This window comes from Pseudomonas sp. G5(2012) (assembly GCF_000408945.1).
Classification (GTDB): domain Bacteria; phylum Pseudomonadota; class Gammaproteobacteria; order Pseudomonadales; family Pseudomonadaceae; genus Aquipseudomonas; species Aquipseudomonas umsongensis.
This window is the reverse complement of sequence record NZ_APIO01000042.1, coordinates 44,249-71,126: the sequence shown is the minus strand read 5'-3', so window position 1 is coordinate 71,126 and position 26,878 is coordinate 44,249. Positions and strand designations below refer to the sequence as shown.

The 26,878-nt window shown below is 60.7% G+C and carries 20 protein-coding genes; 6 read left to right on the top strand and 14 right to left on the bottom strand.

Annotation, left to right across the window (positions count from 1 at the left end):
* Positions 1 to 35: 35 nt before the first annotated feature.
* Both hrpA and aceK read right to left on the bottom strand, forming a co-directional pair.
* Positions 36 to 3,947 carry an ATP-dependent RNA helicase HrpA gene (gene hrpA, locus PG5_RS14405; RefSeq protein WP_020797857.1) on the bottom strand — a complete coding sequence of 1,304 codons (3,912 nt, stop codon included), beginning with the start codon at positions 3,945 to 3,947 and terminating at the stop codon, positions 36 to 38.
* A gap of 194 nt (positions 3,948 to 4,141) precedes the next feature.
* Positions 4,142 to 5,860: a bifunctional isocitrate dehydrogenase kinase/phosphatase gene (aceK, locus tag PG5_RS14400; RefSeq protein WP_020797856.1), complete on the bottom strand. Its 1,719-nt coding sequence runs from the start codon at positions 5,858 to 5,860 to the stop codon at positions 4,142 to 4,144.
* Between the two features lie 157 nt (positions 5,861 to 6,017).
* Between aceK and PG5_RS14395 the strand changes: the two genes are divergently transcribed.
* The gene (locus tag PG5_RS14395) at positions 6,018 to 6,905 is read left to right on the top strand and encodes a DMT family transporter (RefSeq protein ID WP_020797855.1); all 888 of its coding nucleotides are present in this window, start codon (positions 6,018 to 6,020) and stop codon (positions 6,903 to 6,905) included.
* Between the two features lie 109 nt (positions 6,906 to 7,014).
* Here the strand turns inward: PG5_RS14395 and PG5_RS14390 are convergent, their stop codons facing one another.
* From PG5_RS14390 to PG5_RS14365, 6 genes are all read right to left on the bottom strand, one after another.
* Positions 7,015 to 8,595, bottom strand: coding sequence for an aldehyde dehydrogenase (NADP(+)) (locus PG5_RS14390; RefSeq protein WP_020797854.1), 1,581 nt, complete (start codon positions 8,593 to 8,595; stop codon positions 7,015 to 7,017).
* A gap of 59 nt (positions 8,596 to 8,654) precedes the next feature.
* Positions 8,655 to 9,650, bottom strand: coding sequence for an AraD1 family protein (araD1, locus tag PG5_RS14385; protein WP_020797853.1), 996 nt, complete (start codon positions 9,648 to 9,650; stop codon positions 8,655 to 8,657).
* A gap of 24 nt (positions 9,651 to 9,674) precedes the next feature.
* The gene (locus PG5_RS14380; protein ID WP_020797852.1) at positions 9,675 to 10,850 is read right to left on the bottom strand and encodes an L-rhamnonate dehydratase; all 1,176 of its coding nucleotides are present in this window, start codon (positions 10,848 to 10,850) and stop codon (positions 9,675 to 9,677) included.
* A 292-nt stretch (positions 10,851 to 11,142) separates the two neighbouring features.
* A complete protein-coding gene (locus tag PG5_RS14375) occupies positions 11,143 to 12,147 on the bottom strand; it encodes a 4-hydroxythreonine-4-phosphate dehydrogenase PdxA (RefSeq protein ID WP_020797851.1) in 1,005 nt (334 codons plus the stop codon).
* Positions 12,144 to 13,100 (bottom strand): amidohydrolase, encoded by a 957-nt coding sequence (locus tag PG5_RS14370; protein WP_020797850.1) that lies wholly within the window; start codon positions 13,098 to 13,100, stop codon positions 12,144 to 12,146. The genes PG5_RS14375 and PG5_RS14370 overlap by 4 nt, the downstream gene beginning before the upstream one ends.
* Positions 13,093 to 14,415, bottom strand: coding sequence for an MFS transporter (locus PG5_RS14365; protein WP_020797849.1), 1,323 nt, complete (start codon positions 14,413 to 14,415; stop codon positions 13,093 to 13,095). Before PG5_RS14365 ends, PG5_RS14370 begins: the two co-directional genes overlap by 8 nt.
* A 437-nt stretch (positions 14,416 to 14,852) precedes the next feature.
* On the opposite strand from PG5_RS14365, the gene PG5_RS14360 reads away from it, so the two are divergent.
* The 4 genes from PG5_RS14360 to PG5_RS14345 all read left to right on the top strand — a co-directional run bounded on the left by PG5_RS14360 (position 14,853) and on the right by PG5_RS14345 (position 18,990).
* Positions 14,853 to 15,866: a tripartite tricarboxylate transporter substrate binding protein gene (locus tag PG5_RS14360; RefSeq protein ID WP_020797847.1), complete on the top strand. Its 1,014-nt coding sequence runs from the start codon at positions 14,853 to 14,855 to the stop codon at positions 15,864 to 15,866.
* A gap of 53 nt (positions 15,867 to 15,919) precedes the next feature.
* Complete coding sequence (locus tag PG5_RS14355) at positions 15,920 to 16,453, top strand: tripartite tricarboxylate transporter TctB family protein (protein ID WP_020797846.1); 534 nt, start codon at positions 15,920 to 15,922, stop codon at positions 16,451 to 16,453.
* Positions 16,450 to 17,979, top strand: coding sequence for a tripartite tricarboxylate transporter permease (locus tag PG5_RS14350; RefSeq protein ID WP_020797845.1), 1,530 nt, complete (start codon positions 16,450 to 16,452; stop codon positions 17,977 to 17,979). The genes PG5_RS14355 and PG5_RS14350 overlap by 4 nt, the downstream gene beginning before the upstream one ends.
* A 69-nt stretch (positions 17,980 to 18,048) precedes the next feature.
* A complete protein-coding gene (locus tag PG5_RS14345; protein WP_020797844.1) occupies positions 18,049 to 18,990 on the top strand; it encodes a LysR family transcriptional regulator in 942 nt (313 codons plus the stop codon).
* Between the two features lie 23 nt (positions 18,991 to 19,013).
* On the opposite strand, the gene PG5_RS14340 is transcribed toward PG5_RS14345, so the two are convergent.
* The 6 genes from PG5_RS14340 to cysK all read right to left on the bottom strand — a co-directional run bounded on the left by PG5_RS14340 (position 19,014) and on the right by cysK (position 25,575).
* Positions 19,014 to 19,877, bottom strand: coding sequence for a DMT family transporter (locus PG5_RS14340; protein WP_020797843.1), 864 nt, complete (start codon positions 19,875 to 19,877; stop codon positions 19,014 to 19,016).
* Between the two features lie 384 nt (positions 19,878 to 20,261).
* A complete protein-coding gene (gene rfbA, locus PG5_RS14335; RefSeq protein WP_020797842.1) occupies positions 20,262 to 21,140 on the bottom strand; it encodes a glucose-1-phosphate thymidylyltransferase RfbA in 879 nt (292 codons plus the stop codon).
* A 2-nt stretch (positions 21,141 to 21,142) separates the two neighbouring features.
* A complete protein-coding gene (gene rfbD, locus PG5_RS14330; RefSeq protein WP_020797841.1) occupies positions 21,143 to 22,039 on the bottom strand; it encodes a dTDP-4-dehydrorhamnose reductase in 897 nt (298 codons plus the stop codon).
* A complete protein-coding gene (gene rfbB, locus PG5_RS14325; protein ID WP_020797840.1) occupies positions 22,036 to 23,106 on the bottom strand; it encodes a dTDP-glucose 4,6-dehydratase in 1,071 nt (356 codons plus the stop codon). Before rfbB ends, rfbD begins: the two co-directional genes overlap by 4 nt.
* A 323-nt stretch (positions 23,107 to 23,429) precedes the next feature.
* Positions 23,430 to 24,368, bottom strand: a complete 939-nt coding sequence (locus tag PG5_RS14320) for an aspartyl/asparaginyl beta-hydroxylase domain-containing protein (RefSeq protein ID WP_020797839.1) — start codon at positions 24,366 to 24,368, stop codon at positions 23,430 to 23,432.
* Positions 24,369 to 24,600: 232 nt separating this feature from the next.
* Positions 24,601 to 25,575 carry a cysteine synthase A gene (cysK, locus tag PG5_RS14315; RefSeq protein WP_020797838.1) on the bottom strand — a complete coding sequence of 325 codons (975 nt, stop codon included), beginning with the start codon at positions 25,573 to 25,575 and terminating at the stop codon, positions 24,601 to 24,603.
* Positions 25,576 to 25,703: 128 nt separating this feature from the next.
* On the opposite strand from cysK, the gene PG5_RS14310 reads away from it, so the two are divergent.
* Entirely contained in the window at positions 25,704 to 26,780 is a 1,077-nt protein-coding gene (locus tag PG5_RS14310; protein WP_020797837.1) for a DUF748 domain-containing protein, read from the top strand.
* Positions 26,781 to 26,878: the final 98 nt, after the last annotated feature.

The window sequence follows — 26,878 nt, the reverse complement described above, 5'->3', positions numbered from 1 at the left end:
GACGATTCGACATGCTCGCTCCTACAGAGGCCATGTCAGGGCTCGACCTGGCTCCATTGCTTGTTCAGGCGCTTGTCCGAGATCGGTACTTTGGTCCCCAGTTGCTGGGCGAATAGCGAAACCCGATATTCCTCCAGCCACCAGCGATACAGCTCCAGCTGTGGATCGCGCTTGCCTTCCTGGGCGTGTTTGTTGGCGCGGGTCTGGTATTGCGTCCAGAGGCCGGACAACTCGCCGCTCCAGACCCGATCCCGTTGCACCTGGGCGCCGATTTTTTCGAAACGCTGTTCGATGGCCTTGAGGTAGCGTGGCAGTTCCTTGAGCCACTGCATCGGCGTTTCCCGGACAAATCCCGGATACACCAGGTGGCTGAGCTGCTGCTTGATGTCGTTCAGGGCCACGGCTTGCGCCAGGTCGATCTTGCCCTTGAAGCGCTTTTGCAGGCCGTGCCAGTGCTTGAGGATTTCCAGAGTCAGTTTCGCCACGCGTTCGGCATGTTCGGTCCAGGTACCGCGCTTGCGTTCGGCCAACGACGCCAACCCGGCACCGTCGCGTGGCAGCGGGTCTTCACCGTCGAGGATGCAGCTGTCGAGGCTGGCCAACAGTATGTCTTCGACCAGTGCATCAACACGGCCCATGTCGCGATACAGCAGCCCCAGTTCGGTCAGGCCCGGCAACTTGCCGCGCAGGAACTTCGCCGGTTCCGCCAGTTGTTGCAGCAGCAAGCGCTGCAGGGCGCGGCGATGTTGGAACTCGGCTTCGGCCGGAGTCGAGAACCGTCCTTCCTTGACCGTCCCCGCCTCTTCCACCAGCGCCGGATAGACCGTCATCGACAGGCCGGCGATCTTCTGCTGGGTTTTCTCGGCGACGGCGGCGAACACTTTCGGTTCGACCGGCTGCTGGCTTTTCGCGGTTTGCGGTACCGCCAGGGCAGCCTGGCTGGCTTCGGCGAAACGCGCCGTCAGTTCGGCCAGGTCGCGTCCTTCGCCGAGAAACTTGCCCTGGGCGTCGACGATTTCCAGGTTCATCCGCAGATGGCTTTCGACCTGTTGTGCCGCCTCGCTCCAGGCTTCATCGCTGACCCGGGCGCCGGTCATGCGCAACAACTCGCGACCCAAGGCTTGTGGCAACGAGCCTTCAGCGAAGGTCATGCGCTGCAACGCGGCTTTGACGAAATCCGGCACCGGCACGAAATTCTTGCGCAAGGCCTTGGGCAAGTTACGCACCAGCGCAATGCACTTGGCTTCGATCACGCCCGGCACCAGCCACTCCAGGCGCTCCGGCGGCAGCATCGGCAACAGTGGTGCCGGTACCCGCAGGGTCACGCCATCACGCGGGTGGTTCGGTTCGAAGTGGTAGCTCAGGGCCAGTTCCAGGTCGCCGATGTGCAGCGTGTCCGGATAATGCTGGGCAGTGACTTCACTGGCTTCGCGGGCCAGCACGTCTTCCTCGCGCATGATCAGCAGTTGCGGGTCTTTCTGGCTGTTGATCCGATACCAGCTGTCGAAGGTCGCGGTCTGGTGGATTTCTGCCGGCAGGCGCGCATCGTAGAAGGCGTAGAGGGTTTCTTCGTCAGCCAGGATGTCGCGGCGACGGGCCTTGGCTTCCAGCTCGTCGAGTTGTTCGAGCAATTGCTTGTTAGCGGTCAGGCATTTGGCTTTCGACTGAATCTCGCCGCGCACCAACGCTTCACGGATGAACAGTTCACGGGACACCACGGGATCAACCGGACCGTAATGCACCGGCCGGCGGCCGACCACGATCAGCCCGAACAGGGTGATCTGCTCGAAGGCCACGACCTGGCCACGCTTCTTCTCCCAATGGGGTTCGAAGTGGTTTTTCTTGATCAGGTGCCCGGCCAGCGGCTCGATCCAGTCGGCATCGATCTTGGCCACCATGCGTGCATACAGCTTGGTGGTTTCCACCAGTTCGGCGGTCATCAGCCATTGCGGACGCTTCTTGCCGATACCTGACGAGGGGTGAATCCAGAATCGTCGCTGACGCGCGCCGAGGTAATCGCCGTCTTCGGTTTTCTGGCCGATCTGGCTCAGCAACCCCACCAGCACCGCCTTGTGCAGTTTTGGATAGTCCGCCGGCTCTTTATTGAGGCTCAACTGCATGTCGCGGCAGATCAGGCTCAATTGGCGATGGGAGTCGCGCCATTCACGCAGACGCAGGTAATTCAGGAAATTCTTGCGACACCAGTTGCGCAGCGGGCTCGCCGTCAGCGCCTGGCGCTGCTCTTCGAAACCGCGCCACAGGTTGACCAGCCCGGCGAAGTCCGAGTCGCTGTCCTTCCATTGCGCATGGGCCTGATCCGCCGCTTGCTGGCGTTCCGGCGGACGTTCGCGCGGGTCCTGGATCGACATGGCACTGGCGACGATCAGCACTTCCTGCAGGCTGCCGAGCTTCGCCGCTTCGAGCAGCATGCGGCCCATGCGCGGGTCCACCGGCAGCCGCGCCAATTGGCGACCAAGGGGGGTCAACTGGCTGTTGCGGTCTACTGCCGAGAGTTCTTGCAGCAGGTTGAAACCGTCGCTGATCGCCTTGCCATCTGGCGGTTCGATAAACGGGAACGCGGTGATTTCGCCGAGGCGCAGGTGCAGCATCTGCAAAATAACCGCGGCCAGGTTGGTGCGCAGGATTTCCGGATCGGTAAATTCCGGACGCCCGAGGAAATCCTCTTCGCTGTACAGGCGCACACAGATGCCCGGCTCGACCCGTCCGCATCGGCCCTTACGCTGGTTGGCGCTGGCCTGGGAAATGGCTTCGATCGGCAGTCGCTGGACCTTGGCGCGGTAGCTGTAGCGACTGATGCGCGCGGTGCCGCTGTCGATCACGTATCGGATGCCCGGCACGGTCAGCGAGGTTTCCGCGACGTTGGTCGCCAGCACCACGCGACGGCCCGGGTGCGACTGGAAAATCCGCTGCTGCTCGGCCGGCGACAGGCGCGCGTACAACGGCAGGATCTCGGTGTGTTTGAGCTGGGCCTTGCGCAGCATGTCGGCGGCGTCGCGAATCTCGCGCTCGCCGGGCAGGAACACGAGCACGTCACCGGGGCTGCGGCGTTCGCTGCGCTCATAGGCGGCAATTTCATCGAGGGTGGCGAGGATCGCCTGATCCACCGTCAGGTCGTCCTCGACACGATTGCCCTCCTCGTCCTGCTCCAGGGTCAGCGGGCGATACCAGGTGTCCACCGGGAAGGTGCGACCGGAGACCTCGACAATCGGCGCATCGTCGAAATGCTTGGAGAAGCGCTCCAGGTCGATGGTCGCCGACGTGATGATGACTTTCAGGTCCGGACGACGCGGCAGCAGGGTTTTCAGGTAACCGAGCAGGAAGTCGATGTTGAGGCTGCGTTCGTGGGCTTCGTCGACGATGATCGTGTCGTAGCGTTCCAGATAACGGTCGTTCTGGGTTTCCGCCAGCAGGATGCCGTCGGTCATCAGCTTGATCAACGTATTGGAATCGCTCTGGTCCTCGAACCGCACCTGATAGCCGACCAGGGCACCCAACGGCGTGCCGAGTTCTTCGGCCACACGGGCGGCCACGCTGCGCGCGGCGATCCGACGCGGTTGGGTGTGGCCGATCAGGCCATGTTGGCCGCGCCCGATTTCCAGGCAGATCTTCGGCAGCTGGGTGGTTTTACCCGACCCGGTTTCGCCGGCAATGATCAGCACCTGATGCTGTTGCAGGGCCTTCTTGATTTCGTCGCGCTTGGCGGCGATCGGCAGGCTGTCGTCGTAACGAATCACCGGCAGGCTGGCACGGCGGGCCAGCACCTGGTCACAGGACGCCTGCATCCGCGCTACCCACTGGGCCAGTTTGGCCTCGTCGGGTTTCTTGCGCAGCTCAAGCAACTGCCGCCGCAGCCGGTGGCGGTCGGCGAGCATGGCGTGATCGAGGTTTTTCAGCAGTTTGTCGATGGAGGGCGATTCGTCGGTCATCAGGTACGCAATTCAGTCGTCTAGTGGCGCAGGGGGCGGATTGTCGCAGATTTGGGCTTCCGTGTGATCGCTGGTTCCCTGATCGTTCCCACGCTCTGCGTGGGAATGCATCAAGTGACGCTCCGCGTCACATGGACGCGGAGCGTCCTGGGCGGCATTCCCACGCAGAGCGTGGGAACGATCTGTGTGGGGGGTTACTCGTTATCGAGGCCCTTGCGCCGATAAGGGAACACATCGATCACCTTGCCGGCACGGATGGCCTCTTGCAGGCTCTTCCAGTAATCGGCGTTATACAACTCGCCGTGCAGTTGATCGAACAACTTGCGCTGGCCCGAATCGGCAAATAGAAACGGCGGGAATTCCTCAGGAAACACATCCAGCGGCCCGATCGAATACCAAGGCTCGGACGCCATCTCATCTTCCGGCGTACGCGGTTGCGGAATGTGGCGGAAGTTGGCTTCGGTCAGGAAGCAGATCTCGTCATAGTCATAAAACACCACGCGCCCATGCCGCGTGACGCCGAAGTTCTTGAGCAGCATGTCCCCGGGAAAGATGTTCGCCGCCGCCAGTTGCTTGATCGCCAGGCCGTAATCCTCCAGGGCTTCGCGCACCTGCGCCGGGTTGGCGTTTTCCAGGTACAGGTTCAGCGGCGTCATCCGCCGCTCGGTCCAGCAGTGGCGGATCAGCACCGTGTCGCCTTCCACCGACACCGTGGACGGCGCGACATCCAGCAGTTCTTCGAGGCACGCAGGGTCGAACTTGCTCAGCGGGAAACGGAAGTCGGCGAACTCCTGGGTGTCGGCCATGCGCCCGACACGGTCGACGCTTTTCACCAGCCGGTACTTCTCGATCACCGTAGCGCGGTCGACGTTTTTCGACGGTGAGAAACGGTCCTTGATGATTTTGAATACCGTGTTGAAACCCGGCAGGGTGAACACGCTCATGACCATGCCGCGCACGCCCGGCGCCATGATGAACTGGTCGTCGGTGTTGGCCAGGTGGTTGATCAGCGCGCGGTAGAACTCAGACTTGCCATGCTTGTAGAAGCCGATCGAGGTGTACAACTCGGCGACGTGCTTGCCCGGCAGGATGCGCTTGAGGAAACCGATGAACTCCGCCGGCACCGGCACATCCACCATGAAATACGAACGGGTGAAGGAAAAGATGATCGACACGTCCGCCTCGTCGGTGATCAGTGCATCGATCTGGATGCCCCGCCCCTCGAGGTGCAGAAGCGGGATCGCCAATGGCCATTGCTCATCGGCGGTGTAGATGCGCCCCACCAGGTAGGCGCCCTTGTTGCGGTAGAGCACCGAGGAAAACAGTTCGACGCTCAGTTCAGGGTCCTTGCACACCCAATCGGGCAGGTTCTCGCGCAGTTGCGCTTCAAGGCGGCGCAGGTCGCCGGGCAGGTCGGCGTAGTCCTCGCTGAAGCGATAATCGGCGAAGATGCTCGCCAGCATGCCCGCCAGCTGGCCTTGGGGCTTGTAGGTGCGGGTTTGCGCGGCGCGAGCCCGGCGCAGGCTCGGCCGTGTGGTGTGGATGAACATGCAGCCGTCGCTGATCAGGTCATGGCTGAACAGGCCGCAGAAAATCGAGTTGTACCAGGTCTCGGACAATTCATCGTCGAAGCGCAGGTCGATCAAGGTGATGTACGCGCTCTTGACCAGCGGCCAGCAACTGACGTCCAGCGTGTCGGTGTCAAAGGCGGTGTGCAATCGTGCCACTGTCTCACTGACTTTTTCTTCGTAGAGATTGATCCGCGCCGCCGACGCCGACTGCGTCTCCTGCCACCTGGCTTGCTCGAAGCGGGCCCGGGCGCCGTCGGTGATCTGGCGAAAATGCTCGCGGTAATCGTCAAAGCCATCGAGGATCAGGCGGGCGATGTCGGCGGCTGGCCATTGCTGCGGCATGGTGAGACCTCTGCGGGAATTCGTGAGCCCTGAGCTTAGCCAGTGAAGCGGGTGCAGGAGAAGTGTAATTTTGCGCCCGGGTTATTTGCCCGTTTTCCGGTTGCCATGGATCAGCCGCTCGGCAACACTCTCGTCCCGATCAAGGAAGGAGAGCCGCGTGAACCCCGTCGATATAGTCCGTTTACTGTCACTGGCGGCCATCTGGGGTGCAAGCTTTCTGTTCATGCGCATCATCGCCCCGGTGATTGGCACGATCCCTACGGCCTTTTTCCGCGTGTCGATTGCCGCTACCGGCTTGTTGCTGATCCTCGGGCTGATGCGCATCAGCTGGGATTTCAAAGGCAAGCTCAAGACTGTGATGCTGCTCGGGGTGATCAACTCCGGGATTCCAGCAACCCTGTATTCCGTGGCTGCCCAGGTGCTGCCGGCCGGGTACTCGGCGATTTTCAACGCCACCACACCACTGATGGGCGTTTTGATCGGTGGGCTGTTTTTTCATGAGAGACTCACCGCCGCCAAGCTCGGCGGGGTATTGCTCGGATTGCTTGGCGTTGGTGTGCTGACCCGCGCAGGCCCGGTCGCATTCGACCTGCAGTTGCTGATGGGCGCCTTCGCCTGCCTGCTCGCCACCACCTGTTATGGTTTCGCCGGATTCCTCGCCCGCCGCTGGCTGGATCAGGCCGGCGGCCTCGACAGCCGTTTGTCTGCGCTGGGCAGCATGCTCGGCGCCACGCTGTTCCTGTTGCCGTTGTTCGGCTACAGCGTGATCAGCCAACCGCCGGCAAGCTGGGGCGGCTGGAGTGTCTGGTTGTCGCTGCTGGGATTGGGGCTGGTGTGCACCGCGCTTGCGTACATCGTTTACTTCCGCTTGCTCAGTTCGGTCGGGCCGGTGAGGTCGATGACCACGACCTTCCTGATCCCGCCGTTCGGCGTGTTGTGGGGGGCGCTGTTACTGGATGAGCCATTGTCGATGGCGCATGTCTATGGCGGGGTGTTGATTGCGGCGGCGTTGTGGCTGGTGTTGAAGCCGGCCAGGACCAGGTAAGTTGCTGCGACGATGATTGTAGGAGCTGCCGCAGGCTGCGATCTTTTGATCTTGTTTTTAAAAGCAAAATCGAAAGATCGCAGCCTGCGGCAGCTCCTACAGGGGGAAATCACAACGCCAACGAACTCACCTCCCCATCCACCAATCGCCGAATCCCCAGCGGATTAGCGTTCTGCAACGCCTCGGGCAGCAACGCGTCCGGGTAGTTCTGGAAGCACACCGGGCGCAGGAAGCGGTCGATGGCCAGGGTACCGACCGAGGTGCCGCGCGAGTCGGACGTCGCCGGATACGGCCCGCCATGCACCATCGCTTCGCACACCTCGACGCCGGTCGGATAGCCATTGAGCAGAATCCGCCCGACCTTTTCCTGCAACATCTCCGCCAGCCAGCGGTACTGCAGCAACTCGTCAGGCTCGCCGATCAAGGTCGCCGTCAACTGCCCGCGCAGGCCCTGTAGCGCCGCCGCCAACTGCGCGCGGTCCTCGACTTCGATGACGATGGTGGTCGGCCCGAATACTTCTTCCTGAAGCAACTCATCGCCCTTGAGCAACAGGCTGACATCGGCCTTGAACACTTGCGGCTGCGCCTGATTGCCCTGTTGCGGCTTGCCCGCCAGATGAGTCAGCCCCGGATGTTCGTGCAGTTCACCCAAACCTCGGCTGTAGCTGTCCAGCCCTGCGGCATTGAGCATGGTTTGCGCAGGTTGCTGGTTCATGCTCGCGCAAAAAATTTCGAGAAAGCTGCTGAACTGCGGCGAACGCAGGCCGATGACCAGCCCTGGATTGGTACAGAACTGACCACAGCCCAGGGTCACCGAGCCGGCGAGTTGCGCCGCGATCTGCTCGCCGCGCACCGCCAGCGCCTCGGGCAGCAGGAACACCGGGTTGATGCTCGACATCTCGGCGAACACCGGAATCGGCTGTGGTCGGGTCGCGGCCATGTGGCTCAAGGCATTGCCACCTTTGAGCGAACCGGTGAAACCCACGGCCTGGATCGCCGGGTGCTTGACCAGCCACTCACCGACGCCACCGCCATAAATCATGTTGAAAACCCCGGCCGGCATTTGCGTGCGTTCGGCGGCGCGGATGATCGCGTCCGCCACCCATTCGGCGGTTGCCATGTGCCCGCTGTGGGCCTTGAACACCACCGGGCAACCGGCGGCCAGGGCCGAGGCGGTATCGCCACCCGCCGTGGAGAACGCCAACGGAAAGTTGCTCGCGCCGAACACGGCCACCGGCCCCAGGGCGATGCGGTACTGACGCAGATCCGGGCGCGGCAATGGCTGGCGCTCCGGCAGCGCCCGATCGATGCGTGCGCCGTAGAAATCACCGCGACGCAGCACCCTGGCGAACAAGCGCAACTGGCCGCTGGTGCGACCGCGTTCGCCCTGGATACGCCCGGCCGGCAACGCGGTTTCGCGGCAAACGGTGGCAACGAAATCCTCGCCCAGCGCATCGATTTCATCGGCGATGGCGTCGAGGAAGGTCGCGCGTTTTTCCGCGCTCAGGTTGCGGTAGATCGGGTACGCCGCCGCGGCGGCTTTGGCGGCGGCATCCACTTCGGCTTCGGACGCCTGAAAGAAGGTGCCGGGCAACGGCTCGCCGGTGGTCGCGTCGAGACTTTGCAGTTGCAAGGTGCCGTTGGCGCTGCGGCGGCCGCCGATGTAGTTGTGGCCAAGAAATTGAGTCATGTGAGTTCCTTGATCAATGGCAGACCTTTAGGAGCCGGCTTGCCGGCTCCTACAGGGGGTCAGAGTGTGCGCACCTGACCGATAGGCAACGGCTGGGCACTTTCGCCGATGCCGTTCACCAGTGGCGCACCGAACTCATCGAGGCTGATCTGGAAGCGATCGCCCGGCTGGGTCTTGATGCTGTCGGCAAACGACAGTGTGGCGGTGCCGAAGTAGTGCACATGAACGTCACCGGGCCGCAAGAATTGTGCGTACTTGAAGTGGTGGAACTCGAGGTTGGCCAGGCTGTGGCACATGTTGTCTTCGCCGCTGAGAAATTCCTTTTCCCAGATCGTTTCGCCATTGCGCTTGATGCGGCTGGTGCCGACCAGGTGCCTGGGCAATTCACCGACGCGCAACTCGGGTCCGTAGGAGCAGCAGCGCAATTTCGAATGGGCGAGGTACAGGTAGTTACGCCGTTCCATGACATGGTCGGAGAACTCATTGCCCAAGGCATAACCGACGCGATACGGCTGGCCGTCGTCGCCGATCACGTAGAGCCCGGTCAGCTCCGGTTCTTCACCGGCGTCTTCGGCGAAGGGCGGCGCCGGGAAGTCCGCACCAGGGCGCACGACGATGCTGCCGTCGCCCTTGTAGAACCATTCCGGCTGCGCACCGACCTGTCCGGCCGCTGGCTTGCCGCCTTCCAGGCCCCATTTGAACATGCGCATGGTGTCGGTCATGCCGGCTTCGACGGCGCCCTCCTGCTGGTGCATTTTGTCCCGCGTCGAGGCGCTGCCCAGGTGGGTCAGGCCGGTGCCGCTGATCAGGCAATGGGCGGGGTCTTCGTGGTCCAGTGGTGGCAGGACCTGGCCTTGGCCCAACAGCTGTGCGTAGTCCGGGCCCGGCGCGGTGCCGCGCAAAGCGACTTCTTCTGCCAGGCTGCGTTTGGCGTGGATCGCCGCGAGTGCCAGTTCGCGGGTGCTGCGGGTGCCTTGGAGCACCTGCACTTGTGCCCCGTCGACCAGCCCGACCTGGCGTTCACCGGCCGTGTTTTCGAATTGAATCAGGCGCATGTCGTCCTCCGGTAGGTCGTGGGGTCACTCGATGATGTTGAAGTCGCTCAGGTACTCATCGGAGATTTCCAGGCCAAGACCCGGCTTGTTGTCGTCGAGCTGGATATAGCCGTTGACCGGTTGCGGCTCGCCCTTGAACACGTAGTAGAAGAGTTCGTTGCCGACCTCGACGTCGAACACCGGGAAGAACTCGGCCATCGGCGAGGCGGTGGTGGACATGGTCAGGTGATAGTTGTGCATCTGCCCGGCGTGCGGGATGACCGGTACTGACCAGGCTTCGGCCATGGCGTTGATCTTGCGCGCTGCGGTGATGCCGCCGACTCGGTTGGTGTCGTACTGGATCACGTCGACGGCGCGACGCTCGAGCAGGTCCTTGAAGCCGTAGGACGTGAATTCGTGCTCACCGCCGGAGATCGGCATGATCCCCATTTTTTTCAGCTCGATGTAGCCTTCGATGTCATCGGCGATCACCGGCTCTTCCAGCCAGCGCGGCTCGAACTCGGCCAGTTTCGGCAACATGCGACGGGCATATTCGAGGGTCCAGCCCATGTAGCATTCGAGCATGATGTCGACGTCGGGACCGGCCAGGTTACGCAAGGCGCGCACTTGTTCGATGTTCTTGCGCATGCCCGCCGGGCCGTCTTTCGGGCCGTAGCCGAAGCGCATTTTCAGCGCGGTGAAGCCTTGGTTCAGATAGCCCTGGGCTTCTTCCAGGAACAGGTCGAGGTTGTCGTTGGCGTAGAGCTTGGAGGCGTAGGTCCAGATCTTTTCCTTGGTGCGGCCGCCGAGCAGCTTGTACACCGGCTTGTTGACCGCCTTGCCCATGATGTCCCAGATGGCGATATCAATCGCCGAGATGGCCGCCATGCCGATGCCTTTGCGGCCCCAGGCGTGGCTCTGGCGGTACATCTTCTGCCAGATGTATTCGTTGTCGAACGGGTCTTCGCCAATCGCGATGGGTGCCAGGTAGGTGTCGATGATTTCCTTGGCCACCCGTGGCGCCAGGGCGCAGTTGCCGATGCCGACAAGACCGGTGTCGGTCTCGACTTCCACCACCAGCCAGCCGTGGAAACGGAACGAGCCCATGGCGTCGCCGCGCTCGAACAGGATGTCGCTGGCGTTGGTGCAGAAGTGCGCTTGAGGTGGGACGACTTTGCCTTTCCACTCGAAAACGCGGGTACGGATCGCTTTGATTTTCATGAATACAGATTCCTTGCGCTGCCGGCTTCTTGTCATTGTTGTGTCGTTGCGTAGAGCCGCTGGAGAGCGGTTGTGCGCATTCGATGGAGCGACTTTAGCCAGCGCCAAGGGGCTGCGGATAATCACTTATGCGTATCCGGCGATAACCTGGGGTGATAGGAAAAAGCGGTTATCAGGTAGATCGAGTTATCAGACCAAAAACAAAAAGATCGCAGCCTTCGGCAGCTCCTACAGGATGTATGCCATCCCCTGTAGGAGCTGCCGAAGGCTGCGATCTTTTGATCTTGCCCTTTTAGTAGCTGTTGCCCCCCATCCGGCAAGCAATCTCGAATGCCTGGCGAGTCGCGCCGACATTCGCCTTGCCCTGCCCCGCGATATCGAACGCGGTGCCGTGGGCCGGTGTGGTGATGGGAATGGGCAGGCCACCCTGAACCGTGACGCCACGGGAGAAGCCCATCAACTTGATCGCGATCTGCCCTTGGTCGTGATACATCGTCACGACCGCGTCAAAGGCGCTGGCGTCGCCCTGGACCTTGAGGAAAATCGTGTCGCCCGGGTACGGTCCTTCCGCCGCGATTCCCAGCGCCTGGGCCTTGCGCACCGCCGGGCCGATGATGTCCAGTTCTTCACGGCCGAACGAGCCGTTGTCGCCGTTGTGCGGGTTCAAACCGCAGACGCCGATGCGCGGTTTTTCCAGGCCGTTGCGCTTGAGGGCGGTGTCGATCAACTGAATCGCTTCCACCACCCGCTCCTGGCTGAGCAACCCCGGCACTTCAGCCAACGCGACGTGAGAGGTCACCCGAGAAGTCCAGAGATTGTCGAGCACGTTGAACTCGCAGAATGGCCCGTGGAAATCCAGCAGCTCGGCGAACCAGTGCAGCTCATCGTTGTGGGCCATGCCGGCCATGTGCAGCGAGGTCTTGTTCAACGGCCCGAACAATATTGCGTCGGTGGTCCCGGCCTCGGTCAGGCGCAGCGCTTTTTCCAACGTGTCGAGGCTGTAGCGACCGCCAATGACGCTGGCCTCGCTGCGCGGAAATTCACCGAAGGTGTCGCCGCGAAAATCGAAGAACAACGGCGTGTCATCAACAAAAGACAGCTGCTCCAAAGACTCCACCCGACGATAGGGAAACTCCACGCCGGCGATGCGCATGCCGCGACGCATTTCCGCTTCGTCGGCAATCAGGATCACGTTGGCCTGGCCGCGCACATCGGGCTCAGCGAGCAAGCGTGCGATCAGTTCCGGGCCGATGCCCGCCGGGTCACCCAGGACCATCGCGATGGTTGTCTTGTTCATGCTTCACTCCTCAAGGATTCAGGCAGCGCCCGGTCAATGGCGCAAGGTTCGCAGCGGTAGATGCGCTGCGCGTTGCTGTAGAACAGTCGCTCCTGATCGGCCACTGGCAGATCGGCGACGATGGATTTGAAACCGCTGTAGATGTCGTCGAACGAGCCGCACAGGCTGTCCACCGGAAAATTGCTGGCAAACATCGCTCGTCGGGTGCCGAACATCGCGATGATTTCGCGCACGATCCAGGCGTTGTCGATGGTGCGCCACGCCCGGCCCGCCTGGCCCAGGCCAGAGATCTTGACCTGCACGTTCGGCCACTGCGCCAACCGCGCCATCGCTGCTCGCCATCCCGCCAAGCCTTCGGCGCTGCGATCGTTGGGCAACCCGGCGTGATTGAGAATCAGGGTGATGCCGGGGAAGTCCCGGGCCAGCCGTTCGGCCTCGGGCAGGTTCCACCAGGGCGTCTGCAAATCAAAGTGCAGGCCCAGCCCCTCCAATGCGGCGTAACTGCGCCGCCAGTGCTCGTCGCTCATCAGGCTGCGCACCCGCCCGAACTGTTCGGGTGACATCGGCCCGCCCGGTTTGTGCCGCACGCTGCGTACGCACTTGTAGGTGGCCTGCTCGGCCAGCACCGCAATGGCGTCCGGGTGGTCGAGCCAGGCTTGCGCGACGATCGCATTCGGCACCCCGTAACGGGCGGCCAGTTGTTCGATGAACCGGGTTTCGCCAATCGGGTCCTGGGGGTTCCATTCGGTCTCGACATACACCGTTTGCACCACCCGATGCTCACCGGCATCGGCGAAGTAATCCTCGGGAAAATAGCGGCGCTTGATCGCGCTGTAGTCACCGTAGCGAAACGCAATGTTGGCTTCGGGCGCCAGCCACGGATGGTCGTTGATCGTTGGGTCCCAGAAGTGATGATGGGCATCGATGATCGGTCCATTCCAACGCTCAGCCATAACGCACCTCGTCGAGACTGATGAACAAAGTCGCCAGCACAAACACAGCCGAGCACGCGGCGAAAAACCCGAGCACAGGGGCGAAGCCACCGCTCATTTGCAGTATCACCCCCACCAGGATCGGCACCGCGATACCGCCGGTGCTGCCGGCCATGTTCATCACGCCACCGATCAAGCCGACCCGCGCCGGTGCTGCCAGCAACGCCGGGAAGCTCCAATAGAGGCTGCCCCACATCAGGAAAAACGCGGTCATGGCCAACAGCGCCACGGCCGCAAAAGGATCGCTCAGGGTCGGCAACAGCAGGAACGCGCCGAGGGCCACCAGGCCGGAAAACGCCAGCAGGCTCTTGACCGCCACGCCGCGCCGCACGCCCTTGCGGATCAAGCCGTCGCAGAGGAAACCACCGGTCAACGAACCCAATGCGCCGCAGACGAAAATCACGAAGGTCGCCGCGCCAATGCCCTTGATATCAAAACCCCGGGCTTGCGCCAGATAGCTCGGCCCCCAGGTCAACAGGCCGAAATACACCATCGCCCAACTGGCACGACCGATCAGCAATCCGCTCAGGGAACGAGCGGCGATGCCCAGGCCCTTGACCGGTGCCCGGGTGGCTTCGGCGGCCGGCGTGGCGGGCCCGGCGTTGATTTTTTCCAGTTCCAGGGCATTGACCTGCGGGTGGCTGTTCGGGTCATCACGCAGATAACGCCGCGCCAGCCAGGCCAGCAACAGGGTCGCCACACCGGCGATCACGAAGGCCAGGCGCCAGGAGTCCAGCGAAGCGATCAGATAGGCAATGATCAACCCGCCGAGCGCCACGCCCAACGGGCTGCCGCTGTCCATCAACACCGCACCGCGGCTGCGCTCGCTGGGCGCCAGCCATGAGCAGATCAGCTTGCCGCCGGACGGAAACAACGGCGCTTCCGAGGCCCCCAGGGCCACACGGGCAAACAACAACGACAAGCCGCCAGTGGCGAACGCCGCCAGCACCTGGAACGTGCCCCACAACCCGGTGGACCAGCTGATGACCCGATGCGGTCCAAAGCGGTCGATCAACCAGCCCCCGGGAATCTGCAACAGCGCGTAGGCCCAGAAGAAGCTGCTGAGGATCAAACCCTGCATGCTTGGCGTGAGGGAAAATTCATGGGCGATGGTCGGCATGGCAATGGACAGCGACACCCGATCAATCAGATTGACCATGGTCAGCGCAAAGATGATCGCGAAGATCCGCCAACGCACATTGCTGGCTTTCGCGGCGCCGGCCTGCGGGATCGCATCTGCCGTGGGCAGATGCAGGGAAGCACTGGGACGAGCCATGGTGCGTACCTCGATTTATTATTTTTGTGGATTCAAGCGTGTCGCGTCGTGGCGACCTGTGGGCACTATCGAAGGCCCGGTGATAACCGTCTAATCAAAACTTGAAATCAGGCGATAGCTTCGGGTTATGGCATGCCATGCTTTCAATGGGCTTTCAACGCACGCATGCATTTTTCTGTAGGAGCGAGCCTGCTCGCGGTGGTCTTCGACAAAAACGCGTGTTTCCTGAATAAACGTGGCGCTCTTGAGTCCATCGCGAGCAGGCTCGCTCCTACAGAAATCCCCGTTCGTTTGCAGCGCTATAACCCCAGGCTATCGGTGTATGTATTGTTTTGACTAGACGCGGCGACGGCGTCTTCCCACACTCTGGCCAGGCTTGCAGCTTTCGAACGCCAACAAGTCACTCATAACAACTACAAAAACGAGGCTCTTCCATCATGCGAAATGCATTCGTCCGTCGCACATCCCGTCTGTTTCTTGGCTGCACCCTGGTCGCCGCGGGCGCCCTCCCCGCCCTGGCCCACGCCTGGCAACCGGACAAGAACGTCGAAATCGTTGTCGCCGGTGGCCCCGGTGGCGGTACCGACCAACTCGGTCGCCTGATCCAGTCGATCATCACCACGCATAAACTGCTCGACGTTAATACCATCGTCCTCAACAAGGGCGGCGGCAATGGCGCCGAAGCCTTTCTCGACATGAAGATGAACAAGGGCGATGCCGAGAAACTGGTGATCGGCACCAACAACATCTACCTGTTGCCGCTGGTGTCCAAGCTCGGCTATCAATGGCAGGAGCTGACGCCGATTGCCGCCGTGGCCGAGGATGACTTCATTCTCTGGAGCTACAAAGGCGCACCGTGGAAGGATGCGAAAAGCTTCTACGAAGCGGTCAAGGCTGACCCGTCGAACCTGCGCATGGGTGGCAGCCAGTCCAAGGACGTCGACCAGACCCTGACCCTGCTGCTGAACCAGACCAACAACAGCAAACTGGTGTACATCCCGTTCAAGAGCGGCAGCGAAGCCGCCACCCAACTGGCTGGCAAGCACATCGCCGCCAACGTCAACAACCCCAGCGAAAGCATCAGCCAATGGCGCGGCGACCAGGTCGAACCGCTCTGTGTCTTCAGCCAGGAACGCATGAGCTACACCGAGAAAGTCGCCGGTGATAAATCCTGGGCCGATGTGCCGACCTGCCACGAGCAAGGCCTGGGCATCGATCAATACCGCTTCCCGCGCACCGTGTTCATGCCCGGCGACGTTTCCGCCGAGCAACGTGCGTTCTATGTCGAGCTGATGCGTAAAGTCACCGAGACGCCGGAGTTCAAGGCCTACGTCAAGCAGAACGCCCTGGTGCCGACCTTCCTCGAGGGCGAGCCGCTGACTGCCTACATCGAAAAAGACACCGCCCGCGTCACCCCGGTATTCAAAGAAGCCGGTTGGTTGAAAAACTGACGTTGTCGCGGCCGCTCGCCTGCGGGCGGCCGTCATTTGCTGGAGGTGTCTGCATGTCCCATTCTTCGGATTCACCCGCGCTGGTCGGCACCCGTTGGGTCGAACTCGGCCTGACACTCTTCACCGCGCTGATCGGCGTAGTGGTGATGTTCGGCAGCGTCGAACAAGGTATCGGCTGGGGTGATGCCGGCCCCGAGCCGGGTTACTTCCCCTTCTACATCGGTTTGATGCTGAGCGCCGCGAGCGTGGCCAACGGCGTGTTGACCGTGGTGCGCTGGCAAGCGCTGAGCATCGCATTTGTCAGTCGCAGTGCATTCAGGCAAGTGCTGTCGGTATTCATCCCGATTGCGTTGTTCGTCGCTGCCATGCCACTGACCGGCATCTACGTCGCCTCGGCATGCTTCATCGCCTGGTTCATGTGGCGTGACAGGGTCCGCGCCAAGCCTTACGGAAAATGGATGATCGCCACGGTATCCCTCGGCGCGGTCCTGGCCAGCTACCTGATTTTCGCGCTGTGGTTCAAGGTCCCGCTGGATGCAGGCCCATTGGGCGACTGGATTGCCCTGGCCGGGAGAAACTTCAAATGAGCGAATTCGATTCCCTGTTGCAAGGCATGAACCTGATCCTGACCCCGGGCCACATCGGCCTGATGGTGATCGGCGTGCTGCTGGGCATCCTGGTCGGTGTGTTGCCCGGCCTCGGCGCCCCCAACGGCGTGGCACTGTTGCTGCCGCTGACGTTCACCATGTCGCCGGTGTCGGCAATCATCCTGCTGTCGTGCATGTATTGGGGCGCGCTGTTTGGCGGCTCGATCACCTCGATCCTGTTCAACATCCCCGGTGAACCCTCATCGGTGGCGACGACGTTCGACGGCTACCCGATGGCCCGCGAAGGCCGCGCCGCCGAAGCCCTGACCGCCGCGTTCAGCTCGGCGCTGATTGGTGCGCTGGCCGGGGTGTTGTTGCTGACGTTCCTGTCGACCAAAATCGCCGCCTTCGCCATGTCGTTCAGTTCGCCGGAGTTCTTTGCGGTGTACCTGTTGGCGTTCTGCACTTTCATCGGCATGAGCAAGAACCCGCCGCTGAAAACCGTGGTGGCGATGATGATCGGTTTCGCCATGGCGGCGGTCGGCATGGATACTGTGTCCGGCAACCTGCGGTTGACCTTTGACCAACCGATCCTGATGACCGGCATCAGCTTCGAAGTGGCGGTGATCGGCCTGTTCGGCATCGGCGAAATCCTCTGCACAGTGGAAGAAGGCCTGGTGTTCCGCGGCGAACATGCGCGCATTACCCCGATGGTGATCCTGCGCACCTGGGCCAAGCTGCCGCGCTACTGGTGGACCATTGTGCGCAGCACCCTGGTCGGTTGCTGGATGGGCATTACGCCGGGCGGCCCGACCGCCGCATCGTTCATGAGCTATAGCCTGGCGCGTCGCTTTTCGAAAAACCGCGACAACTTTGGCAAGGGTGAACTCGAAGGCGTGATCGCCCCGGAAACCGCCGACCACGCGGCCGGCACCAGTGCCTTGCTGCCGATGCTGACCCTGGGTATTCCCGGTTCAGCCACCGCTGCGGTGATGCTCGGCGGTTTGATGATCTGGGGCCTGCACCCTGGGCCAACGCTATTTGTCGAGCAGCATGACTTCGTCTGGGGCCTGATCGCCAGCATGTACCTGGGCAACGTGGTGAGCCTGATCGTGGTGTTGGCCACCGTGCCGCTGTTCGCCTCGATCCTGCGCATTCCGTTCTCGATCATCGCGCCGATCATCATCATGGTCTGCGCCATCGGTGCCTACTCGGTGCACAACTCGTTCTTCGACGTGGTGCTGATGCTCGGGTTCGGCGCGCTGGGATATCTGTTCAAGAAACTTGGCTACCCGATCGCGCCGCTGGTATTGGCGGCCGTGCTGGGCGACAAGGCTGAAGATGCTTTCCGTCAGTCGATGCTGTTCTCTGACGGGCACCTGGGGATTTTCTGGTCCAACCCATTGGTGGGTAGCCTGACCACGGCGGCGTTGTTGATGCTGTTCTGGCCGTTGATTTCCAAGGCGCTGCAAACCCTGATGGGCCTGCGCAAACCCCAGGTCGCCAAGGCAAAATCGGTGCTGTGACACTGCAATGCTGGCAACGCCTGACATTTGTTGTCAGGCTTGCCACAGTTTTGTTCGCGAGTACGGCCCATGTCCCGAATTCCTGATGCCAATGTAATCCACAGTCGACTGCGTCTGCGCCAGCTGCGGCTGATGCTGGCGCTGGAGGAATTCGGCTCTTTGCGCCGTGCCGCCGACCACATCGGCATGACTCAGCCAGCGGCGACCAAGATGCTGCACGAGGCTGAGGATCTGCTCGGCGTCGAACTCTTTGAACGCCTGCCTCGGGGCATGCGCTCGACCCCGTTCGGGGAAACTGTCATCTACTACGCGCGCATGGTCTTCGCCGAACTCAGCGGCATGCGCGAAGAACTGGTTGCCCTGCAATCTGGCAACCTGGGGCGAGTCGCCGTTGGCGCGATTCCGGCGCTGGCCTCGGGGCTGTTGACCCGCACCATCGCGACCTTGAAGCAAAGCCATCCACGCTTGTCCATGAGCATCCAGGTCGATACCAGCGACGTGCTGGTGCAGGCGCTGCTGCAGGATCAACTGGACATTGTCCTGGGAAGAATTCCGCCCGGAGCACGGGCCGAAGAACTGCTGTTCGACAGCCTGGGTGAAGAAGCCCTGTGTGTGATTGCCGGTGCGCAGAATCCGCTGGCGAAGGAGAAGCAACTGGGTTGGGCAGAACTGCAGAACATGACCTGGGTGCTGCAACAGCAACCCAGCCCGATGCGCGCGATCATCAACCAGGTGTTCCATAATGCGCGGGTCGATATCCCCAGCAGCATCGTCGAAACCACCTCGATCATGACCTTGCTCTCATTGATTCAGCAAACCGATATGCTCGGCGTCACGCCGGTGTCGGTGGTCGAGGATTATCCTGGTCGTAACCTGCTGGCGGTATTGCCGATCAAGTTCGAAGCACGCTTGCCACCGTACGGGCTGATTACCCGTCGCCATCGTATTCAGTCGTCGGCGATGCAGGCGTTCATGAACTCGGTGCGCGCCGAGCATGCGCTGAGCAAATGAAAAGGCCCCTACAGGGAAATGGTTTACGCGGCTTTACGGAATACAAACACCAGTCCGACGATAATCAGCACCATGCCGAGGATGCTCAACATCGCCAGTCGATTGCCGAAAATCAGGTAATCCATCACGGCCGTCACGGCGGGTACCAGATAGAACAGGCTGGTGACATTCACCAGATTGCCCCGGGCGATCAAGCGGTACAGCAACAAGGTCGCCAGCACCGACACCACCAGGCCCATCCACAACACGGGCACGATGAAACCGCTACCGTGTTCGAAATGAAAGGGCTGGAACGGCACGAAAATCCCGCAAAGCAACAGCCCCGCCAGGTACTGCACCGGCAGCGTGCCGAGCGGATTGTCGGTGATGCGTTTCTGCATGATCGAACCGAAGGTCATGCTCACCAGCGCCAGCAAGCCAAAGAGCATCCCGGCCAGCGACATGCCGGCCAGGCCGATGCCCTGATAGACCACCATGATCAAGCCGGTCAAGCCCAGCGACAGGCCGAACATTCGGCTGGCTGAGCGCTGACGCTCCATGAGCACCACCGTGAGAATCGGTTGCACGCCCATGATGGTCGCCATCACTCCGGGCGTGACCTTGAGGTCGAGCGCCAGCAGATAAAAAATCTGGTACGCCCCCAGCAACACCAAACCGGTGGCCATCGCATACCGCATCGCCTTGCCGCCCTTGGGCAACTTCAATTTGAGCAACGGCATCAACAACACCAGGCCGCACAAGGCGATGACGAAGCGAATCAACAGAAAGGCAAAGGGTGACGCATGGGCCAACCCCCACTTGGAGAAGATCGCCCCGCTGCTCCACAGCAGAACGAACAGGCTCGTGGAAGCCGCCGCGAGCGCGGACTTTTTTGAAAGGACAAACATGAAATACCACCTGTAGTCAGGCAAGAAGCCAACTCAGCCGAAGCTGAAATCCAGTAGTTTTTTTACGGGCGTATTTGCAGGCGGGCAGGGAAACAGCAGAAAACGCTGATCAGCCCGAAATGCCAACACCCGGCGGCGCTACGACTGCGCACACCGACGTGCTACTGACAGGTGGAGGGTAATGACTGATCTGCACAGGCTGCTGGTTCCCGCACGGCACGACGCCAGCGTTGACCGCTGAATCGACTACCGCGTTGATTTGGGATGCAGGCATTGGGCTGATCTTTTTCGAGGGATTAAGAAAGCAGGTCATGAGGACCTGCTTGTGTTGACTATACCCAGAGCTCGACACCCTTGGCAATGCATTGGAAGGCGTGACAGGCATCAACCCGCTTGCAAAAGACGGTTGAGGTACTGGCCGTAACCATTTTTCGCCAAGGGGGCCGCCAGTCTTTGCAACTGATCGGCATCGATCCATTTCTGCCGGAAAGCAATTTCTTCAGGGCACGCGACTTTCAGGCCCTGGCGACGTTCGAGCGTGGCAATGAACAGACTGGCATCGAGCAGTGAGTCGTGAGTCCCGGTATCCAGCCAGGCATAACCGCGCCCCATGATTTCTACCGACAGGTTGCCCTGGTCCAGGTAAAGACTGTTGATATCGGTGATTTCCAGCTCGCCACGCGCCGATGGCTTGATGCTCTTTGCCATCTCGACCACGTCCTGGTCATAGAAATACAAGCCGGTGACCGCAAAGTTCGACTTGGGCTTGAGTGGCTTTTCTTCCAGGCTGATCGCCTTGCCCTGGCCGTCGAACTCGACCACGCCGTAACGCTCCGGGTCATTGACGTGATAGGCAAAGACACTCGCCCCGGACTGGCGCGCCATGGCACTTTGCAGGATGTTGATGAAGTCGTGGCCGTGATAGATGTTGTCACCCAGGACCAGGGCGCTGGGGTCGTTGCCGATAAAGTCTTCGCCGATGATGAATGCCTGCGCCAGGCCATCGGGCGAAGGCTGCACGGCATAGGTAATGTTCAGGCCCCAACGGGCGCCATCCCCCAGCAGCTGCTCGAAACGCGGCGTGTCCTGGGGTGTGGAAATGATCAGGATATCGCGGATACCCGCCAGCATCAGGGTGCTCAGTGGGTAGTAGATCATCGGCTTGTCGTAAACCGGCAGCAGCTGCTTGGAGATGGACAGTGTCGCCGGATGCAGACGTGTACCGGAGCCGCCGGCAAGGATGATGCCTTTACGATTGAGCATATTCATTTCTCCAGTATTTCTGCGAGCATCCGTGTCACGCCGACTTTCCAGTCAGGCAAGCTCAGCGCAAAGGCCTTTTGCAATTTTCGCGTATCGAGTCGGGAGTTGCCTGGGCGTCGTGCCGGCGTCGGGTACGCCTCGGTGCCGATCGCCTCGACCATTGCCGGGGTTACCTTGAGATTCATGCCTGCGCGCTCGGCTTGTTCTAGTACAAATCGAGCATAGCGACACCAGGTGGTTTCGCCAGTGGCGGCAAGGTGATAGATCCCGCCCAATTGCGGGTCGGCCAGTACGCTGCGGATGACATGGGCGGTCACATCCGCCAGCAATTCGGCACCGGTTGGTGCGCCGAACTGGTCATCGATCACGGCCAGGCTTTCACGTTCACGGGCCAGGCGCAGCATGGTCGTGGCAAAGTTGTTGCCCCGCGCGGAATACACCCAGCTGGTTCGCAAGATCAGATGCGCACAGCCGCTGGCGGCAATCGCCTGTTCGCCGGCCAGCTTGCTGGCGCCATAGACACTCAATGGCGCTACCGGATCAGTTTCCTGCCAGGGTTGGTCGCCAAGCCCTGCGAACACATAATCGGTGGAGTAATGCACCAGCAGAGCCTTGAGCCGTAGCGCCTCTTGCGCCAGCACTGCCGGCGCATCGGCATTGATCCGATAGGCCAGCTGCGATTCGCTTTCGGCCTTGTCGACCGCAGTGTAGGCCGCGGCGTTAACGATAACGTCTGGCGCGAAGCGTTGCACGGTAGTGGCCAGCCCCGGCAAATCATTCAGGTCACCGCAGTACGCCTGGCTTGAGGAGTCCAGAGCCAACACTTCTCCAAGGGGCGCAAGGCTGCGTTGCAGCTCCCACCCCACCTGGCCGTTCTTGCCGAGCAAGAGCAGCTTCATGCGCGGCGCCCGGCATAATTTTTCTCGACCCATTCGCGGTAGGCACCGGACTGGATATTGCGCACCCAATCCTGGTTGTCCAGGTACCACTGGACGGTTTTGCGAATGCCGGTCTCAAAGGTTTCTGCCGGCTTCCAGCCCAGTTCACGTTCGAGTTTGCGGGCATCGATGGCATAACGACGGTCGTGCCCTGGCCGATCGGTCACGTAGCTGATTTGTGCATGGTAGGGTTGCCCGTCCGCGCGCGGACGTAGCTCATCAAGCAACGCGCAGACGGTGTGCACGATTTCCAGGTTGGTTTTTTCGTTCCAGCCACCGACGTTGTAGACCTCACCCACGCTGCCGGCCTCCAACACGCGGCGGATGGCGCTGCAGTGGTCCTTGACGTACAACCAGTCGCGGATTTGCTGGCCATCGCCATAGACCGGCAATGCCTCACCGGCCAGCGCGTTGACGATCATCAGCGGAATCAACTTTTCCGGGAAATGATATGGCCCATAGTTGTTCGAGCAGTTGGTGGTCAGTACGGGCAGGCCATAGGTGTGATGATAGGCGCGCACCAGGTGATCGCTGGCGGCTTTGCTCGCCGAGTAGGGACTGTTGGGTTCATACGCGTGACGTTCGGTGAACGCCGCCTCGTCCTTGGCCAGCGAACCATAGACTTCATCGGTAGACACGTGCAGGAAGCGAAAGGCCTGCAACGAATCGCTCGCCAGCCCTTTTACGTAGGCGCGTACGGCTTCCAGCAAACGAAATGTGCCAACGATGTTGGTGTCGATGAATGCCTGTGGCCCGTGGATGGAGCGGTCGACATGCGACTCGGCGGCAAAATTGAGAATGGCACGGGGCCGGTGCTCTTCGAGCAAGCGTTCGACCAAGGCGCTGTCGCCGATATCGCCTTGCACGAATACATGCTGCGTATTGCCCGTCAGGCTGCTGAGGTTATCCAGGTTGCCGGCATAGGTCAGCTTGTCCAGATTGACTACGGTTTCGTCGGAGTGAGCCAGCCAGTCCAATACGAAGTTTGCCCCAATGAAGCCTGCACCGCCAGTTACCAGGATGGTCATTGATTCAGACCTTTTTCAGTAAGGTTGCGAGGATCGGGCCCAGGTTCTCAAAGACGCATTGCCCCTTCAAAACCGGCAGGCTTGAAAACCGTGCAGCCCGGTTAAAACCCAATGGCGTTACGGCCAAGGCAATTCTGCTGTCGCAAGGGTTGAATTAGGTTTTGAACATTCAGCGCACGCCAGTTCTGCGACCGGCTCCATATACTCTCTGGGCGCCCTGACGGCATTTACGGGCGACATTTGTAATATAGCAAAGCTTCCAAAAATAAAAAAAAGATCGCCTGGTGGCGATCTTTTTTCCTGTCGTTGTGGCCAGCAGTTGTTCAGCCCAGCAGCCAATGAGCCAGCAAAGCCAGCACACCGATCGCCAATACCGGCCGCATTACCCGGTACGCCTTGGGATAACGACGTTTCCACTGCTTGATCGCCCCACTGAACCTTTCGCTGAATCGCTTGCTCCAGGCATAGGCCTGGTTAATCCCGCCTACGCGTTCATCCGCAAGGTTCTGCGGCGCGGTGGCGCGCCCCAGCAGGCCACTGATCCAGCGGTTGATTCCCGTGATCAAGCGATTGCTGAGCGGGCGCTCGATGTCGCAGAACAGGATGACCCGGGGCTTGTCGGTTTCGTTCTTGACCCAGTGCACATAGGTTTCGTCGAACATCACGTCTTCACCGTCACGCCAGGCGTAGGCCTGACCGTCGACGTAGATGCGGCAAGCGTCGCTATTGGGCGTCGCCAACCCCAGGTGATAGCGCAGGGAGCCGGCGAATGGATCGCGGTGCGGATTAAGATGGCTGCCCCCCGGCAGCAGGGCGAACATGGCCCCCTTGACGTTGGGAATCGCACTGACCAGCGCCACGGTTTTCGGGCACAGCAGTTCGGCCGAAGGCAAGGGTTTGTCGTACCACTTCAGGTAAAAACGCTTCCAGCCCTTCTTGAAAAACGAACCGAATCCGGCGTCGTTGTTTTTTTCCGCGGCGCGAATGTAACCCTCATCAAACAGGTGCATCGCTTCGTCGCGGATAATTTCCCAGTTGTCCTTTAGCACATCCAGTTCGGGAAACTTGCTGCGGTCCAGGTAGGGTTTTGAAGGCACGCCGGAGAACAGGTACATCATGGCGTTGTAGGGGGCAAACAGGGCCGAGTGGTTGACAAATTGACGCAAGACCGGCAACCGCGCCTTGCCGCGCAAATGCACATAGTAGGTACTGCCCAGAAACAGCAGCAACAACGACGCTTTTGCGGCAATCGAAACGCTCATCAACAACTCCTTGATCGATAGACATCTGCGCAACGCCATTCCTCGACGCGGCCATAGGCATGATAACCACTACCAATCACGGGGAAAACCCGCGGAACCCGAGATACAGTGTCAAGCAATGCGTAACAAATCACTTCTTAACACAGCGTGCCTGAACGCTTGCTGATCGACGTCATTCACACTCGATGAAGAAGGGATGCCCCCTCTCCACCGTTTGAAGCTTCGCTGCCCGTTACTGCTGATTCTCCTGCTCGGTGAACAGATCGCTGAACAGCATGCTCGACAAGTAACGTTCACCGGAATCCGGAAGGATCACGACAATGGTCTTGCCCTGCATTTCCGGGGTCTCCGCCAGGCGCACCGCCACTGCCATCGCGGCGCCGCAGGAAATGCCGCACAGAATGCCTTCTTCCTGCATCAAGCGCAGGGCCATGGCCTTGGACTCCTCGTCGGTGACCAGCTCCACCCGGTCGACGATCGACAGGTCGAGGTTTTTCGGCACAAAACCGGCACCGATGCCCTGGATCTTGTGCGGGCTGGGTTTGATTTCTTCACCGGCCAACGCTTGTGAAATCACCGGTGATACAGCGGGCTCCACCGCCACCGAGACGATAGGTTTGCCCTGGGTATTCTTGATATACCGCGAAACGCCGGTAATGGTTCCGCCTGTTCCGACACCCGCCACCAATACATCCACCGCACCGTCGGTATCGTTCCAGATCTCGGGCCCGGTGGTCTTTTCGTGGATGGCGGGGTTGGCCGGGTTGTCGAACTGCGCCGGCATGAAGTATTGGGCCGGATCACTGGCGACTATTTCCCCGGCCTTTTCGATCGCACCTTTCATGCCCTTGGCCGGCTCGGTCAGCACCAGTTCCGCCCCCAGCGCCTTGAGTACCTTACGGCGCTCGATGCTCATGGAGGCCGGCATGGTCAGCATCAATTTATAGCCTCGCGCGGCGGCCACGAAGGCCAGGCCGATGCCGGTGTTGCCGGAAGTCGGCTCGACAATGGTCATGCCCGGCTTGAGCCTGCCTGTGCTTTCGGCATCCCAGATCATGTTGGCACCGATCCGGCACTTGACCGAGTAACCGGGGTTGCGTCCCTCTATCTTGGCCAGGATGGTGACGCCGCGCGGCGCGATACGGTTGATCTGCACCAACGGCGTATTACCGATGGAATGGGCATTGTCAGCGTAGATACGGCTCATGGCTGGGTCCTTAACGACAGCATTGAAATAGGGCACCAAGGTAAGCCTCTTGCCCGTAGGCGTCCAGTCAGGTCGAACGTCCGGAGGTGACTGTAGTCAATGCTTTAGAACGCCAGAGAATTACCACCATGAAACGTCGATACCGCTGGCCCTTGTGGAGCTTCACCGGCCTCGTTGTGCTGCTGGTTGCCCTGCATCTCGCCCTGCCCTACCTGGTGCGCGACTACCTCAATGACAGGTTGGCGAACATGGGCGCCTACCGCGGCGAGATCGCCGACGTGGACCTGGCCCTGTGGCGCGGAGCCTACAAGATCAACGGTTTGAAAATCGTCAAGGTCGAGGGCAAGGTACCGGTGCCCTTCGTCAACGCGCCATTGATCGACCTTTCGGTCAGCTGGCATTCCCTGTGGTACGACCACGCGGTGGTCGCCGAAGTGAAGTTCGTCAAGCCTGAGGTCAACTTCGTCGATGGCGGGGCCAACAAGAAAAACTCGCAAACGGGTGAAGGCACCGACTGGCGCGCCCAACTGGGTAAATTGCTGCCAATAACCCTCAACGAAGTAAAAATCGACGATGGCAAGATCACCTTTCGCAACTTCAACTCCAAACCACCGGTGAACCTGAATGCCACCAAGGTCGACCTGAACATCTACAACCTCACCAACGTGGTCGACTCCAAAGGCAAGCGCGATGCCCGATTCGATGGCAAGGCGCTGCTGCTGGGGCATGCCCCCCTGGAAACCACCGCCACTTTCGATCCACTGAGTAACTTCGAAGACTTCGAGTTTCGCATGCGAGCCCGGGACATTCAGCTCAAACGCATGAACGACTTCGCTTCAGCCTATGGCAAGTTCGATTTCAATGCCGGCCATGGCGACGTCGTGATCGAAGCCCAAGCCAAAAAAGCCAAATTGACGGGCTATATCAAGCCGCTGCTCAGGGATGTCGACGTGTTCAACTGGCAACAGGACGTGGAAAACAAGGACAAGGGGATTTTTCGTTCCATCTGGGAGGCGCTCGTCGGCGGCACCGAAACCGTACTGAAAAACCAGGGCAAGAACCAGTTTGCGACCCGTGTCGAGCTAAGCGGAAACGTCCATCAAAAAGATATCAGCGCGTTCCAGGCGTTTTTGCAGATTTTACGCAATGGTTTCATCCAGGCATTCAATGCTCGCTACGAACAACCCAAGCCGGACGCCGGTTAACGTTGCCGCCAATACTGAGTCAAGATGTGACGCTCCATTCAGAGACTGAATAGGCCGTCTGCGTTCACAGTCGACCGGGCGTCGCGTTATAGTCGAGG

Excerpts from the sequence above, each read along its gene's own strand:
- hrpA (WP_020797857.1), bottom strand. The coding sequence starts at position 3,947 with ATGACCGACGAATCGCCCTCCATCGACAAACTGCTGAAAAACCTCGAT.
- aceK (WP_020797856.1), bottom strand. The coding sequence starts at position 5,860 with ATGCCGCAGCAATGGCCAGCCGCCGACATCGCCCGCCTGATCCTCGAT.
- PG5_RS14390 (WP_020797854.1), bottom strand. The coding sequence starts at position 8,595 with ATGACTCAATTTCTTGGCCACAACTACATCGGCGGCCGCCGCAGCGCC.
- araD1 (WP_020797853.1), bottom strand. The coding sequence starts at position 9,650 with ATGCGCCTGATTCAATTCGAAAACACGGCCGGTGAACGCCAGGTCGGG.
- PG5_RS14380 (WP_020797852.1), bottom strand. The coding sequence starts at position 10,850 with ATGAAAATCAAAGCGATCCGTACCCGCGTTTTCGAGTGGAAAGGCAAA.
- PG5_RS14375 (WP_020797851.1), bottom strand. The coding sequence starts at position 12,147 with ATGAACAAGACAACCATCGCGATGGTCCTGGGTGACCCGGCGGGCATC.
- PG5_RS14370 (WP_020797850.1), bottom strand. The coding sequence starts at position 13,100 with ATGGCTGAGCGTTGGAATGGACCGATCATCGATGCCCATCATCACTTC.
- PG5_RS14365 (WP_020797849.1), bottom strand. The coding sequence starts at position 14,415 with ATGGCTCGTCCCAGTGCTTCCCTGCATCTGCCCACGGCAGATGCGATC.
- PG5_RS14360 (WP_020797847.1), top strand. The coding sequence starts at position 14,853 with ATGCGAAATGCATTCGTCCGTCGCACATCCCGTCTGTTTCTTGGCTGC.
- PG5_RS14355 (WP_020797846.1), top strand. The coding sequence starts at position 15,920 with ATGTCCCATTCTTCGGATTCACCCGCGCTGGTCGGCACCCGTTGGGTC.
- PG5_RS14350 (WP_020797845.1), top strand. The coding sequence starts at position 16,450 with ATGAGCGAATTCGATTCCCTGTTGCAAGGCATGAACCTGATCCTGACC.
- PG5_RS14345 (WP_020797844.1), top strand. The coding sequence starts at position 18,049 with ATGTCCCGAATTCCTGATGCCAATGTAATCCACAGTCGACTGCGTCTG.
- PG5_RS14340 (WP_020797843.1), bottom strand. The coding sequence starts at position 19,877 with ATGTTTGTCCTTTCAAAAAAGTCCGCGCTCGCGGCGGCTTCCACGAGC.
- rfbA (WP_020797842.1), bottom strand. The coding sequence starts at position 21,140 with ATGCTCAATCGTAAAGGCATCATCCTTGCCGGCGGCTCCGGTACACGT.
- rfbD (WP_020797841.1), bottom strand. The coding sequence starts at position 22,039 with ATGAAGCTGCTCTTGCTCGGCAAGAACGGCCAGGTGGGGTGGGAGCTG.
- rfbB (WP_020797840.1), bottom strand. The coding sequence starts at position 23,106 with ATGACCATCCTGGTAACTGGCGGTGCAGGCTTCATTGGGGCAAACTTC.
- PG5_RS14320 (WP_020797839.1), bottom strand. The coding sequence starts at position 24,368 with ATGAGCGTTTCGATTGCCGCAAAAGCGTCGTTGTTGCTGCTGTTTCTG.
- cysK (WP_020797838.1), bottom strand. The coding sequence starts at position 25,575 with ATGAGCCGTATCTACGCTGACAATGCCCATTCCATCGGTAATACGCCG.
- PG5_RS14310 (WP_020797837.1), top strand. The coding sequence starts at position 25,704 with ATGAAACGTCGATACCGCTGGCCCTTGTGGAGCTTCACCGGCCTCGTT.